The organism is Acidimicrobiia bacterium, assembly GCA_030584185.1.
In the GTDB taxonomy this organism is placed as follows: Bacteria; Actinomycetota; Acidimicrobiia; order Spongiisociales; family UBA11373.
In genome coordinates, this window is sequence record CP129495.1 from 921,569 (window position 1) to 934,970 (window position 13,402).

General features: G+C 68.6%; 14 protein-coding genes and 1 tRNA gene. 6 read left to right on the plus strand and 9 right to left on the minus strand.

The genetic code is table 11. The features are described from left to right. Positions 1-31: 31 nt before the first annotated feature. The gene (locus QY307_04665) at positions 32-1,006 is read right to left on the minus strand and encodes a fasciclin domain-containing protein (protein WKZ83539.1); all 975 of its coding nucleotides are present in this window, start codon (positions 1,004-1,006) and stop codon (positions 32-34) included. 220 nt (positions 1,007-1,226) lie between these two features. Between QY307_04665 and QY307_04670 the strand changes: the two genes are divergently transcribed. After that, positions 1,227-2,483: a PQQ-dependent sugar dehydrogenase gene (locus QY307_04670; GenBank protein ID WKZ83540.1), complete on the plus strand. Its 1,257-nt coding sequence runs from the start codon at positions 1,227-1,229 to the stop codon at positions 2,481-2,483. A gap of 196 nt (positions 2,484-2,679) precedes the next feature. Here QY307_04670 and QY307_04675 read toward each other — a convergent pair whose 3' ends face one another. Next, positions 2,680-3,819 carry an acyl-CoA dehydrogenase family protein gene (locus QY307_04675; GenBank protein WKZ83541.1) on the minus strand — a complete coding sequence of 380 codons (1,140 nt, stop codon included), beginning with the start codon at positions 3,817-3,819 and terminating at the stop codon, positions 2,680-2,682. A 94-nt stretch (positions 3,820-3,913) separates the two neighbouring features. Here QY307_04675 and QY307_04680 point away from each other — a divergent pair, with 94 nt between their 5' ends. Further along, positions 3,914-4,804 (plus strand): DMT family transporter, encoded by an 891-nt coding sequence (locus QY307_04680; protein WKZ83542.1) that lies wholly within the window; start codon positions 3,914-3,916, stop codon positions 4,802-4,804. Here the strand turns inward: QY307_04680 and QY307_04685 are convergent. Then, positions 4,767-5,474, minus strand: coding sequence for a hypothetical protein (locus QY307_04685; protein ID WKZ83543.1), 708 nt, complete (start codon positions 5,472-5,474; stop codon positions 4,767-4,769). The two genes, QY307_04680 and QY307_04685, sit on opposite strands and share 38 nt — an antisense overlap. A 75-nt stretch (positions 5,475-5,549) precedes the next feature. On the opposite strand from QY307_04685, the gene QY307_04690 reads away from it, so the two are divergent. Both QY307_04690 and QY307_04695 read left to right on the plus strand, forming a co-directional pair. Beyond that, positions 5,550-6,296 (plus strand): hypothetical protein, encoded by a 747-nt coding sequence (locus QY307_04690; protein ID WKZ83544.1) that lies wholly within the window; start codon positions 5,550-5,552, stop codon positions 6,294-6,296. Further along, complete coding sequence (locus QY307_04695) at positions 6,297-6,734, plus strand: hypothetical protein (protein ID WKZ83545.1); 438 nt, start codon at positions 6,297-6,299, stop codon at positions 6,732-6,734. Positions 6,735-6,740: 6 nt separating this feature from the next. Here QY307_04695 and QY307_04700 read toward each other — a convergent pair whose 3' ends face one another. The 4 genes from QY307_04700 to QY307_04715 form a co-directional block, all read right to left on the minus strand. After that, a complete protein-coding gene (locus tag QY307_04700; protein ID WKZ83546.1) occupies positions 6,741-7,448 on the minus strand; it encodes an alanyl-tRNA editing protein in 708 nt (235 codons plus the stop codon). Positions 7,449-7,476: 28 nt separating this feature from the next. Beyond that, positions 7,477-9,336: a hypothetical protein gene (locus QY307_04705; protein WKZ83547.1), complete on the minus strand. Its 1,860-nt coding sequence runs from the start codon at positions 9,334-9,336 to the stop codon at positions 7,477-7,479. Between the two features lie 83 nt (positions 9,337-9,419). Continuing rightward, positions 9,420-10,529 (minus strand): AI-2E family transporter, encoded by a 1,110-nt coding sequence (locus tag QY307_04710; protein ID WKZ83548.1) that lies wholly within the window; start codon positions 10,527-10,529, stop codon positions 9,420-9,422. After that, positions 10,526-10,807 carry a DUF3263 domain-containing protein gene (locus QY307_04715; GenBank protein WKZ83549.1) on the minus strand — a complete coding sequence of 94 codons (282 nt, stop codon included), beginning with the start codon at positions 10,805-10,807 and terminating at the stop codon, positions 10,526-10,528. Before QY307_04715 ends, QY307_04710 begins: the two co-directional genes overlap by 4 nt. A gap of 163 nt (positions 10,808-10,970) precedes the next feature. Here QY307_04715 and QY307_04720 point away from each other — a divergent pair, with 163 nt between their 5' ends. Both QY307_04720 and QY307_04725 read left to right on the plus strand, forming a co-directional pair. Next, entirely contained in the window at positions 10,971-11,111 is a 141-nt protein-coding gene (locus tag QY307_04720; protein WKZ83550.1) for a Flp family type IVb pilin, read from the plus strand. A gap of 29 nt (positions 11,112-11,140) precedes the next feature. Continuing rightward, a tRNA-Thr gene (locus QY307_04725) sits at positions 11,141-11,213 on the plus strand. A gap of 29 nt (positions 11,214-11,242) precedes the next feature. Here the strand turns inward: QY307_04725 and QY307_04730 are convergent. Together QY307_04730 and cysS are read right to left on the minus strand one after the other, a co-directional pair. Then, positions 11,243-11,992 carry an RNA methyltransferase gene (locus QY307_04730; protein ID WKZ83551.1) on the minus strand — a complete coding sequence of 250 codons (750 nt, stop codon included), beginning with the start codon at positions 11,990-11,992 and terminating at the stop codon, positions 11,243-11,245. Next, positions 11,967-13,373: a cysteine--tRNA ligase gene (gene cysS / locus QY307_04735; protein WKZ83552.1), complete on the minus strand. Its 1,407-nt coding sequence runs from the start codon at positions 13,371-13,373 to the stop codon at positions 11,967-11,969. The genes QY307_04730 and cysS overlap by 26 nt, the downstream gene beginning before the upstream one ends. Positions 13,374-13,402 lie beyond the last annotated feature (29 nt).

Here is a 13,402-nt window from a genome sequence, read left to right on the forward strand (position 1 = left end):
GCCCCGCCACCAGCAGCCTGCCGAGGGAGGGTTACGGCAGGAGGACTGCGTCGATGACGTGGATGACGCCGTTGGAGGCGGCGATGTCCACGGTGACGACCTTGACCGAACCGTTGAGGATCACCTCGCCGTCGACGACCTCGATGGTGATCTCAGAGCCCTGAACGGTGGCCGCCGAGTCCAGGCCGACCACGACGTCGCTGGTCACGGCGCCGGAGACGACGTGGTACAGCAGGATGTCGGTGAGGGAAGGGATGTCGGCGAGCAACGCCTCGATGGTCCCTTCGGGGAGCATGGCGAAGGCGTCGTCGGTGGGGGCGAACACGGTGAACGGCCCCTCACCCTGGAGGGTCTCGGTCAGTCCGGCAGCCTCGACTGCGGTGAGCAGCGTGGCGAACGAACCCGCCGCCTCGGCCGTCTCCACGATGTCCATCGCCTCGGCCGGGGGCGCCGGCGGCAGGAGGACTGCGTCGATGACGTGGATGACGCCGTTGGAGGCGGCGATGTCCACGGTGACGACCTTGACCGAACCGTTGAGGATCACCTCGCCGTCGACGACCTCGATGGTGATCTCAGAGCCCTGAACGGTGGCCGCCGAGTCCAGGCCGACCACGACGTCGCTGGTCACGGCGCCGGAGACGACGTGGTACAGCAGGATGTCGGTGAGGGAAGGGATGTCGGCGAGCAACGCCTCGATGGTCCCTTCGGGGAGCATGGCGAAGGCGTCGTCGGTGGGGGCGAACACGGTGAACGGCCCCTCACCCTGGAGGGTCTCGGTCAGTCCGGCAGCCTCGACTGCGGTGAGCAGCGTGGCGAACGAACCCGCCGCCTCGGCCGTCTCCACGATGTCCATCGCCTCGGGCATCGGGGCGGTGGTGGTGGTAGTCGCCACCGTGGTGGTCGGCGCGGCCGTCGTGGTCGTCGTCGCGTCGTCGTCGCCGCATGCGGCCACGACCAGAGTGAAAGCGGCCGCCACCAGGGCGATCCGGCTCAAACGGTTGAACATGCATCTTCCTTTCGGTTCGACCCCATCCAGGAAGGACGGGGTGATTTAGTGCTAAAGAACCAATCACGCCCGATTCCTATTCCCGAAGCCGAAGGAATCCGTGGCCGGTCTGCCATCCTTCACCGGGATGACCGGCGCACCCCCACCCCACCGACCGGCTTCTGCCACCTCCCGACCTGCAGCCGGAGGGCGACTCGGGCCGAACCTCCCCTACCTCCTGGTGACCGTCATCGCCGGGAGCGCCCTGACCGGCTATCTGTTGTTCGCAGAGCCCTTCACCGACGGCCCGGGGACGACATCGAGCCTGATTGCCGTTTCGACTACTGGCACCCCGGAAACCACACTCCCGGGCGCGCCGTCCACGACCACTCAGGGGACTGGCACCACCCAGCCCGTGCTCTCGCCTGACGCCGGGCCTCTTCAGGGCCTGGCTCTGCAGACCCTGGCCACAGGGATCCCGTTCCCAGTGTTCGCCGCCTCGATTCCCGGAGACCAGCGGGTCTTCGTCCTGGAGCGACAGGGCCGGGTACGTCTGATCGACCCCGATCTCGGCCTGCTCGAGACGCCGTACCTCAACCTGCTCGACCGCGTCGGATCCGGGGGCATCGAGAACGGACTGCTCGGCATGGCGTTCCACCCTGACTTCGCAGCCAACGGAAGGCTCTTCGTCTACTACACGGACGCTTCGCTCAACTCGAAGGTCTCCGAGTTCCAGGCGGACGGAGTCGACACACCCACGGTGAGCGCATCCACCGAGCGCGTGATCCTCGAGGTTCCCCAGAGCGGAATCCGTCACCGGGCGGGAATGCTGCAGTTCGGACCCGATGGGTACCTCTACATCGCTCTCGGTGACGGGGGTATGGGAGATCACGCCGCCCAGGACCTGACGACCCATCAGGGGAGCATCCTGCGAATCGATATCGACTCGGGCGATCCGTACGCCATCCCCGCGGACAACCCGTTTGCCGCGGGCGGGGGTCTGGCCGAGATCTGGGCATACGGGCTACGCAATCCGTGGAGGTTCTCAATCGATGACGGCCTCATCTACATCGGTGACGTCGGCCAGTCGGAGTGGGAGGAGATCAATGTGCAGCCACTCACCTCGGCAGGGCTCGACTACGGCTGGCCCAATTTCGAGGGAACCTCCTGCTACAAGCCAACCGACGGGTGCGAGATGACCGGCTGGGTGGCACCGACACTGGCCTACACCCACGAGGAGGGCTGCTCGGTGACCGGTGGTTACGTCTACCGGGGAGTGTCCATCCCCGAGCTGGGTGGCCACTACTTCTACGCCGACTGGTGCAACGGCTGGATCCGCTCTTTCCGTTACGAAGGCGGCGAAGCACTCGACCAGCAGGACTGGTCCGAGGACCTCGACGGTGCCGGACAGGTGTCGAGCTTCGGCATCGACGGCAGCGGCGAGCTGCTGGTGGTCGACTCCAACGGGAGCGTGCACCGGGTGGTGGCGGAGAGATAGCGGAGCGCGGATTTCCACCGTCCCCCAAGTGAGGTGGCCCGCAGGGCCGGAGGGGCAATACGCCACAGGGCCCACATCGAGGCCGATACACGACCCGGGTTGCGTCTGCCCCCCTCCCGGCTCCGCCGTACTCCCCCTCGGGGGGAGGAAAGACCGGCCCCCCGACCCGGCTTCGGGGTACTACCTGGATGCTCGGTCAGACCGGGAGGCCGAGGCTGCGAGCGATGATCAGCCGCTGGATCTCCGAGGTCCCCTCCCCGATCTCCAGCACCTTGGCGTCCCGGTAGAGCCGGGCCACCGGCGAGTCGTCCATGAACCCGGCGCCACCGAACACCTGGGTGGCGGTTCGCGTCGCCCGTACCGCCGCCTCCGAGGCGAACAGCTTGGCCTGAGCGGCCTCGCGGTGAAACGGCCGGCCGGCGTCGCGCAGCCAGGCGGCCCGCATGGTGAGCAGACGGGACGCGTCGACGTCGACCTGCAGGTCCGCCAGGGGGAAGGCCACGCCCTGGTTGGCGCCGATCGGCCGGCCGAAGGCGGTGCGCTCCCCGGCGTAGGCCAGGGCGTGGTCCAGGCATGCCTGGGCGACTCCGACCGACATGGCGGCCACCGCGACCCGTCCCTCGTCGAGGATGGCGAGAAACTGCGACAGCCCCCGCCCCCTGTCACCGAGCAGGTTCTCGGCGGGCACCCGACACTCCTCGAGCCTGATCCCGTGGGTGTCCGAGGCGCGCCAGCCCATCTTGCGATAGCCCGGCTCCACGATCAGCCCCGACGTGCCCGCAGGCACCAGGATCGTCGAGATGCCCTCGTCGCCGGTGCGGGCGGTGATCGTCACCAGCGAGGTGATGGGGGTCCCCGAGTTGGTGATGAACGACTTCGCCCCGTCGATCACCCACTCATCGCCATCGAGCCGGGCCCGGGTCCGGGTGGCTCCCGCGTCGGAGCCGGCGTCGGGTTCGGTGAGCCCGAATGCGGCCAAGGCACGCCCGGCAGTCAGATCCGGTAGCCACCGCCGCTTCTGCTCGTCGGTGCCGTAGTGATGGATTGGGGTGGCCCCCAGGCTCACCGCCGCCTCCAGGGTGATCGCCAGCGACGAGTCCGCCCTGGCTATCTCCTCGACCGCCACACAGAAGGTCGCCAGGTCGGACCCGGCTCCCCCGTGTTCCTCGGCGAAGGGGATGCCGAACAGCCCGAGCTCGCCCATGGCTCGTACCGTCGCCAGCGGGAACTCACCGGTGCGGTCCCACTCGGCAGCATGCGGGGTGATCTCGGCGGCTGCGAACTCGCGCACCACCCGCCGCAGCGTCTCCTGCTCCTCGGTCGGCTCGAAATCCACGAAACCTCCATCCGGCTAGGAGGAGAGGCTATCCCAACCCAGGATGCCACCCGTCGGCGGGGACCGCCGCCACCCGTTCTAGCGTTGCGAAGTCGTGATCCGTCTCATCGGCCTGGCCGGCACCATCACCATCTCCTTCTCGGCGATCTTCGTCAGGCTCGCCGACGTCGCACCGACCACGGCCGCCTTCTTCCGGGTCGGATACGCCGTCCCGGTCCTGTTCTTGATCCACCGGTTCGTGTCGGACGGCCGCAGCCGCCGGCAACGGCTGATGGCGTTCGGCGCCGGCGCGTTCTTCGCCGCCGACCTGATCAGCTGGCACCTGTCGATCCGCTACATCGGCGCCGGCCTCTCCACCGTCGTGGCCAACTCCCAGGTGCTGTGGGTGGGCATCCTCGCCTGGATCCTCCTCGGCGAGAAGCCGACCAGGGCGTCTTTCGCCGTGGTTCCCCTGATGTTGATCGGCATCACCCTGATCGGCGGGCTCGGGCGCGACGACGCCTACGGCGTCAACCCGGGGTTGGGGGCGGTGCTCGCCCTGGTCGCCGGGCTCTGTTACGCAGGGTTCCTCATGATGCTGCGCTCGTCCAATCGGGGGATGGCGCATCCGTCCGGCCCACTGCTCGACGCCAGCTTCAGTGCCAGCCTGATCCTTCTGGTGGTGTCACCGCTCGACTCGGGCTTCGACCTGGCCTTTTCCTGGCCGGCGCACGGCTGGCTGCTCGCCCTGGGGGTCGTCATCCAGGTGGGCGGGTGGATCATGATCACCGCCACCCTCCCCAGGCTCCCCGCCCTGGAGACCTCGGTGATGCTGCTGCTGCAGCCTGCGCTGACCGTGATATGGGCGGGAATCATCTTCACCGAGGACCTCTCCTGGGTGCAGTGGTCCGGGGTCGTCCTGGTGATGGGAGGCATCCTCGCCTCGGCCCTGGCCGGAGCGGCCCAGATCAGACGAGCGGGCGCAGCCAGGGCCCCAGCCGGCTGAAGAACCGCGATCTCGGTTCCACCGCGTCCGCCCCCAGGCTACGCGCCCGGATCATGGCCAGGTCGTCGACATGGGGACCGAAGGCAAGGACCTTCACACCTGTGGCGGCGAGATCGGCGATCACCGTGCCGGCGTCTGGGTGCTCCAGATCGACGACCGCCTGGCGGGAGGTTTCGGCACCCGCCGTCGGGAGCCGCACCACCCGATAGCCGACGCTTCCGGCGATCCCCTCGATTCGTTCCAGATCGAGCAGATTCGAAGCCAGGGCCAACAGCACCGGCCTGACTCCGGCCGCCTTGGCGGCACCCCAGGCGGCGTGGGCACTCCAGGCCTCATCACCGAGAGCCTGCGACGACGCCGGGGCAAGGTCGTAGGAGTCACCGGGGAGGGCGGCGACGGCGGCCTGATCACGATCCGGCTCCACCACTCCCGCCGCGGCCAACGCACGATTCGGCCCCTCCATCGCCTCCTGGAGCACCTCCAGAGGGCCGCGCCGCTGCGCGGCGAAGGGCAGCACCAGGAGCTCGGAGAGGGCGGCATCGAGGCGCTCCACCGCAGACTCCACCGCTCCCGGGATCGGAGGCCACTCTCGAGTGGCAAGCAGACCCTCCAGGTAGGGGCGAAAGGCATCGAGGAATGCCCGATGCAGTTCGGCGGCGACTCCATCCACGCCGGGAGCGTAGGCGACATGGCGTCGCCACCCTGCCAGGTAGAGTCAGCCGCACACGACAAGAAGGGGTTTCTGATGCGTCGATTGATGGTCGTGGCGTCGCTGCTGGCATTGGTCGCGGCCGCCTGCAAGATCGAGACGAATTTCGGTGTCGCCATCAATGCCGATGGGACGGGCACGATCGTCGCCGAGGTCGGGTTCGACGAGGAGGCCGCCGGCTTCTTCCTCGAGGGCGACACCGATCCGTTCGAGGGGAACGACCTCTCGGATTGCCCAGGCGCCCGCACCAGCGAGGAGACGCGGGGCGACATGACGTTCTACATCATCGAGTGTGACGTCGACGACCTCGCCGAACTCCAGGACGCCGCTCTCGAAGGCGAGAACTCGCTGCTCTCCGACTTCCAGATCACCGTCACCGACGATCTGATCACGGTGACCGGGTCGGCCTCTGCCGAGGAGAGCCTCGGTGACGACGTGGAGGGATTCGATCCGGCGACGCTGGAAGACTCCTTCTCGGCGAACCTGCTGATCACCATGCCGGGGCGGATCCTGGAGCACAACGCCGACTCCCAGGACGGCAACACGCTCAAGTGGGCGATCCCGATCCTCGGCGGCACGCTCGACGTCAGCGCCTCGTCGGACCCCAAGGGCAGCCCGGCAGGTGGTGGCGGTGGCGGCATTCCGGTGTGGCTGATCGCCGTGATCGCCGTCGTCGTGCTCGGTGCCGGCTACTGGTTCATGACGCAGAAGAAGGGTGGAGGCGCCGCCCCGGCTGCCGCCGGTGAAGGCGACTTCCCGCCCCCGCCACCCCCGACCGAGTAAGTGCACCTCGTCCTGATCGACCTGGTCCCGGCCCTCCTCTCGTGGGAGGGCCGGGACCTTTCCGAGGAGCCGACGGTCGCTCCCGGCGCTGCCCACGCCCTCGGACACCTCTTCGACCGCTACCAGGTGATCGGAGTGGCCGACGCCGGCCTCTCGGCCGGGCTGCTCCGTCGGCATCTGGAACGCGAGGGTCTCGCCAACCACTTCGACACGGTGCTCACAACGGCGGCCCACGGACCCAGGTTGTCGGCGCGCACGCTGCGCCGCATCGTGGATGCCGTGGCGCCCGGCGAGCGCCCCGGGGTGGTCACCGGCCGCCCCGATGTCGCCCACCAGCTGGCGCACTCCCGTTTCACCGTCGTGCTCACCACCCAGGAGGAGTTCGAGGGGGTGCCTGATGCCCTGGCAGCGATAGAAGAGGGGCGAATCACCCCCTGAGCGAGCTCAGGCGAGCTCGATGCGCATCCGCTTGTTGCCCTTGCCCTTGCTCTCGGTCCCGACCACCCGCACCGCTCCCACCTCGGTGGTGCTGGCGACGTGCGTGCCACCATCCGCCTGCTTGTCGATGCTCCCGATCTCGATGATGCGGATCGGGTCCACCCACTCCGGGATCAGGTTCACCTTGGTCCGGATGAGGTCGGGGTCGGCGAGGGCCTCGGACCGCGGAAGGAAGCGCACCGTGACCGGATGCCCCTGGGCAAGGGCCGCGGCGAGACGCCCCTCCACCTCACGGCCGAACTCCACTGAGATCCCGTCCAGCTCGAAGTCCATGCGGGCGACTCCGGGCTCCATGTTGCCTCCGGTCACCTTGGCTCCGAAGTCGCGCCAGATCACCGCCGAGAGCACGTGCAGGGCGGTGTGCGTGCGCATCAACAGGTGTCGCCGCTCCCAGTCGATGGTCGCCGTCACCGATGCCCCCATCGGAGGAGGATCGCCCTCGACGAGATGTCGCACTCCCGACGGCCCCTTCACCGTGTCGACCACCCGCACCGAGCCTGCGTCCCACTCGATGAGCCCGGTGTCGCCCGGCTGGCCGCCGCCCCGGGCGTAGAACACCGTGCGATCCAGCACGACGCCATCGTCGCCGGCTGCGATCACCATCGCTTCGGTGCTGGTCAGATAGGCGTCGCGGGAGGCCAGCTCTTCGGTCACCACACCCTCCGGGTCGGACGGCCGCACCCTACCGCCATGGAGAGACGGCGACGAGACGCCCAGAGGCCACCGCCATCCCGTCGACCCGCAACATGGCCAGCCCGGGCCCCGCCGCATCCACCTGCACCGGGCCGCAGTGGAACCGGGCCGGAACGGCTTCGTCGACGAGAGAGCACGATGCTCGAGATCTGCCGACCGTGATCTCGATCGCACCCGTGGGTGGATCGACCATGGGCAGGAGGGTGATGGTGCATCCGACCGAGACCTCTCGCCAGGCCACGGTCGAGCACTCGACGGTCGCAGCCTCTGGGAAGAAGTCGGCGCGACCGTTCCACATCGCCAGCACGGTCTCGACGTGACGCCGGTTCACCGACCCGAACACCGGCAGCGCCGAGTTCATCAGCGAGTCGACAGAGGGCCGCACCGACTCGTCGGTACGTGTCGAGTAGCAGCCTCCGGGCACGAAGTCGATAGCCAACTGACCATCGAGCACGGGTGGTGGCGTCGCCCGGAAGCGCTTGAACGCCAGCCGATACTCCTCGATGAACGGGTCGACCTCGCCGACGAGGTCCGACCACCACTCTTGCGCGGTGGCTAGATCCGGGGCGCAGTTTGGGTATCCGTAGGCGACCTGGCGCCCCTCCTCCGAGTACTCGTCGCGCAGGTCGAAGATGGCGTGACCCCACTCGTGCGTCAGCGTCTCGGAAGCGAACACCTCGCCCTCGGCGGGCACCGCCAGGTACACGGAACCGAACCGGAGCCCGTCACGACGAAGGTCCACCGGTCCGAAGGGGGCGCTGAACGACGGCCACAGTGCCTCGGACCGACCGAACCTTCCAGGGCCGAGGACATCGACGACGGTCACCTGGACGTCGGGGAGGCCGAAGTCGGGTGCCGGGCGGTCCCATCCGACCGGCGGCGAGGTGTGATCGAGAGCCCTGGCATCGACCAGGACGTCGTCCAGCATCCATAGGTTGAAGAGGTGGCGCGACCTGGCCAGAGGAGATGTGGCAAACGGGCCGAACCTCACGGTCCACACGCTCTCGCCGGGATCGCTCACCAGTTCATCGTCGTAGCCGACCCCCACCGGACCGTCCCACCCGAGCAGCAGGCTCACGATCTCCAGCGCTTCCTGCGGTGTGGTGTCCCCGGTCGGAGCGAACACCACGTTGATGCGATCGGCAGCGGCGAGGTTCCATCCGGGAACCACCTCGATCAGTTCGCCGTCTCCCACCTGGAAGGGCACTCCTCCGGGAACGACCTCGCAGGTATCGGAATCGAACCCGAGACAAGGCGTCACCAGGTATCGACCGGGTGGCAGGGCCTCGACCTCGAGGGCGACCGGGGAGTAATCCTCAGAGCCAACGGGCGGCAACGGCAGGATGCCCATCGGCTCGGCGTCGCCCCTGCGACTCACCACCGCCCACGCCGGCAGATGGCGCTGCGGTCCGTCCACCCACAGTCGAAGTGGATTCTCCGGGAACACGTATGGCTCGCCGAACCACTCGGGCGTGAAGGTGACCGGATACGCCGAAGCGTCCCGAACCACGAACTCGGCGAGGGTCCCGGTCCTGGTGCCCCCCACGATCAAGGAGACCTTCCGGCTGCCCACCCGCCATCCGACGTCGATGCTGCGACACACCAGGTGGTCGCCCTCGACCACACACGACGGCAGATCCTCCTCCGTCGACCCGACACCCACGTCGACGACGTGAGGCCCCCAGGGGTCGAGGTCCGAGTTCTCGAGAAGAGGGAAGCGACAGTCGACCTTCTGCCCGGTGAGCACCTCCCCAGGCGTGCACTCGCCGGGGCCAACGTCGGAGGCAGCGAGATAGTCGGCGGCATGAGCCGGTGCCGGGGCGACGAGCACCGCGGCGACCAGTGTCAAGACGGGGAGAAGGTGAGATGGTGACGTGGCGACCTCGGGTCGAGTGTAAGTGCACGGCGGCTTTCGACTGCCGCCCCGCCGCCTCAGGCGCCCTCGCCTTGCTCCTCTGCACCGGAACCGGCGGCCACCACCTCCCACGGCTCTCCCAGCACCCGGGTCCGCCACAGATGGCCCGCGACGATCTTGGTCGACGCCATCACCGGGACCGCCAGGAACACCCCCCAGAATCCGCCCAGAGCGGCGCCCAGGATGAGCCCGAGAATGATCAGGGCCGGATGAAGGCGCACGGTGGCCCGCAGCACCGTCGGGCTGATGAAGTGGTTGTCAACCTGCTGGACGATCAGCGCCACCATGCCCGCCCAGGCGGCCGTCTGCAGGTCGCGGGTGGCCAGGGCGACCATCACCCCGAGGGTTCCGCCCACCCACGGGCCGACGAACGGGATGATGTTGAGGAACCCGGCGATCATCCCGATCAGCAGCCAGAACGGCAGACCGACCAACCAGAACCCGAACGAGGTCATGAAGCCCACGATCAACGCCACCATCAACTGCCCGCGCAGGAATCCACCCACCGCGGTCCCCAGGCGTCGTGACACGAAGACGATCTCGGCCCGATGCCTGGCGGGGATCAGTGCCATCGTCTTGGCGCGAACTGTCGGAAGGTCGAGCAACACGTAGAAGGCGACCACGGGAGCGAGCAACAGCAGCACCGCCGCCTCGAGCACCGACAGGGTGATGTCGGTGATCCGCCTCAGCTGGTCGCCGAAGAAGGTTCCTCCGTCACCGGCGAGGCGCTCCCTCAGCTCGTCGTAGTCGGGCAGATCGATGCCCAGGCCGAGGCCCTCCGCGAACTCCTCGACGTCGAGGACGAGGTCGTCGTAGATGCTGGGGAAGTCGTCGGCGAGCTGGCCGGCCTGCTCCCCGATCGAAGGGGCGATCAGGAAACCGACGAGGGTGAGCACGCCCATCAGCACCAGGTACGAGAGGCACGATCCCATCCAGCGCGCCATCCCCCGGCGCTGCAGGCGGGTGACCACCGGGTTGAGCACGTAGACGATGGCGATGGCGATCACGACGGGCGGCACGATGATCCAGACCCGTCCCAGCAGCCACAGGCATGCGGCGAGCAGCAGCAGTGTCCCGAGGAGGCTCCATGCGGCCACCCCCAGCGAGCGCAGGCGCTCGGTGCTCATCCGGGTCGGCTGTCGCCGGCGTGCTTCTCCCGGATGCGACGCTGGGCGTCGCTGCGAACTCGCCGCATGCGGCGAACCGTCAGCGGAGCCGTCCGTTCGGCGGAAGGGTCCTCGCAAAGCCGGCGAAGCGCCTGGTAGTAGGTGGTGGCGCTGATCCCCAGGTACTGGCGGATCGCCAGGTCCTTCGGCCCGGGGTACAGCCACCAGGACCCCTCGAACTCAAGGATGGCGCGGTCGCCCTCGGTCAGCATGCCGTGGTGATGGTACGAGCGGCTCATGACCCTTCCTGGGATTTCGCGACCCGGACGGATCGACCGCAGCGGTCGGATGTCGCCGATGCATCCGGACAGCACCGCCCATGGCATCGGTGCCGGCCCCGGTTCAAGATTGCCGGCACTCGCTGCCGATGAAGATCGCAGGGAAGGAGGCCGCTTGAGGAGGATGCGAGCTGAGGACGGCGCCACCATGATCGAGTACGCGGTCATGGTCTCGCTGGTGGCGATGATGGCCTTCCTCGCCGTGCAGCTGTTCGGCGCGGCGGTGCTCGGCCTGTTCTCCGATGCCGTCGACGTCATGCCCTGACCACACCGACCCGGTACCCTGACGATCCCGCCGGGTTAGCTCAGTTGGTAGAGCACCTCTCTTGTAAAGAGGATGTCGCCGGTTCGATTCCGGCACCCGGCTCGCGATCCCCGTCCCGGCGGGGACGACGGTCAGCCGACTCCGCTTCCTGGGCCGAATCCCCGCACCCTGGCCACCTCGTACACCGCCAGCGCCGCCGCCACCGAGGCGTTGAGGCTCTCCACCGGTCCCAGCAGCGGGATCGATGCGATCACGTCGGCTCTCTCCCCCACCAGCCGGCTCACCCCGCCGCCTTCGGCGCCGACGACGATCGCCACCGGCTCCGCCAGCAGGTCGAGGCCGAACAGCGACCGCTCGGACCCGGCGTCCAGGGCCACGACCCACACCCCCAGGTCTCGAAGCGACGACACGGCGTCGGCCACCGAAGACACCTCGACCAGGAGAAGATGCTCCAGGGCCCCTGCCGCCGACTTGAAGGCCGTGGCGCCGAGCGGGGCACCCCGGTGACGGGAGAACACCATCGCCCCGAAACCGGCCGCCACCGCCGTCCTGGCGATCGCACCCACGTTGCGCGGGTCCTCGAGATGGTCGAGCACCAGTACCGCCGCCGGCGTGGAAGCGGCCACCGCCTCGTCCAGGGAGACGGGCCGGATCGGGCGACATGTCGCCAGCACGCCCTGGGGCGCATCGGTGGCTGCCGAGCGACGCACATCGTCGACCAGATCGACGGGAACGCCGGCGGCCCGCGCCCGGTCGAGCATTTCGCCGAGGGCGTTCGCCCGCCCGCGCTCCACGGTGAGACGGGTCACTCTTCCGGCGCCTAGGGCGGCGTCGACGGCGTGAACGCCCTCGACGCTATCGCCGATGCCAGGTGGTGCCATCGGCGCCATCCTCGAGAACTATCCCCAGCCCGGCCAGGCCGTCCCTGATGCCGTCGGCGACGGCGAACTGGCGGAGGTGGCGCGCCTCGGCGCGCCGGGCGATGAGTGCCGAGATCGACGACTCTGCATCCGAGCCGGGGACACCGAACTCGGTGGCGAGTTCCGCCAGCGACAGTTCCAGGTCCGAGACGTCGACCGCAGGCTCGTCGATGGCGAGCACCCCGGTGATGACGTCGTAGGCGGCGACGATCGACGCCGCGTCCTCACCGGCATCGAGCAGCCGGTTCCCCTCGCGAACCGCATCGAACAAGGCCCCGATGGCGGCGGCGGTGTTGAAGTCGTCGTCCATCGCCTGGCGAAAGGCTGCGATCGTGCCCTCGTCGGGTGGCGTCTCGCCGGGATCGCCGGCCCGACGACGGAACGACCAGAGGCGATCGAGGGCGGCATCGGCGTCGTCGAGCAGATCGGGGGCGTACTCGATGGGCTGGCGGTACTGGGCGCGAAGGTAGAAGAGCCGCAGCACCTCGGGGCGGTGCCGTTCCAGCAGCTCGTCGAGCGAGACCACGTTCCCCTCCGACTTGGACATCTTCTCGCCGCGCAGGGTCACCATCCCGTTGTGCAGCCAGTACCGGGCGAACGGGGCCGATCCCTCGGCGGCCTCCGACTGGGCGATCTCGTTCTCGTGATGAGGGAACACCAGGTCGAGCCCGCCGCCGTGGACATCGAACCCGAACCCGAGCTCCTCGGCGGCCATCGCCGAGCACTCGATGTGCCAGCCGGGCCGGCCAGGACCCCACGGCGAACTCCACTCCGGTTCGCCAGGCTTGGAAGCCTTCCAGAGGGCGAAGTCGAGCGGATCGTGCTTCAGCTCGCCGGGTTCGATGCGAGTGCCGCTGCGCATCTCTTCGACATCGCGCCCGGAAAGGCGCCCATACTCGGGGAAGGAGCGCACCGCGAAGTAGACGTCCCCGTTCGCCGGGTAGGCATGGCCCCCCTCGATGAGCCTCTCGATGAGGGCGATCATCTGCGGGACGAAATCGGTTGCCCGGGGCATGACGTCGGGCGGCAGCACCCGCAAGCGGCGATAGGCCTCGAGGAAGGCGGCCGTGGCCCGTTGCGCCACCGCGGAAGTGGTGACACCCTCGGCGGCGGCGGCGGCGATGATCTTGTCCTCGACATCGGTGATGTTGCTCACGTGCCGAACCCGATGCCCGGACCAGGTCAAGTAGCGCCGTATGACGTCGAAGGCGACCGCCTGGCGCCCGTGGCCGACGTGGGGAGCCGCCTGAACCGTCGGCCCGCACACGTACATGGACACCTCTCCGGCGACCCGGGGGGTGAACTCCTCGACATGCCGGCCCATCGTGTTGTAGATGCGCATCGACCGGCGATGGTATCGCCGGTTAGCCT

Coding starts and splice junctions, on each gene's coding strand:
- QY307_04665 (WKZ83539.1), bottom strand. CDS start 1,006: ATGTTCAACCGTTTGAGCCGGATCGCCCTGGTGGCGGCCGCTTTCACT.
- QY307_04690 (WKZ83544.1), top strand. CDS start 5,550: ATGCGTCGATTGATGGTCGTGGCGTCGCTGCTGGCATTGGTCGCGGCC.
- QY307_04710 (WKZ83548.1), bottom strand. CDS start 10,529: ATGAGCACCGAGCGCCTGCGCTCGCTGGGGGTGGCCGCATGGAGCCTC.
- QY307_04715 (WKZ83549.1), bottom strand. CDS start 10,807: ATGAGCCGCTCGTACCATCACCACGGCATGCTGACCGAGGGCGACCGC.
- QY307_04720 (WKZ83550.1), top strand. CDS start 10,971: ATGCGAGCTGAGGACGGCGCCACCATGATCGAGTACGCGGTCATGGTC.
- QY307_04730 (WKZ83551.1), bottom strand. CDS start 11,992: ATGGCACCACCTGGCATCGGCGATAGCGTCGAGGGCGTTCACGCCGTC.
- cysS (WKZ83552.1), bottom strand. CDS start 13,373: ATGCGCATCTACAACACGATGGGCCGGCATGTCGAGGAGTTCACCCCC.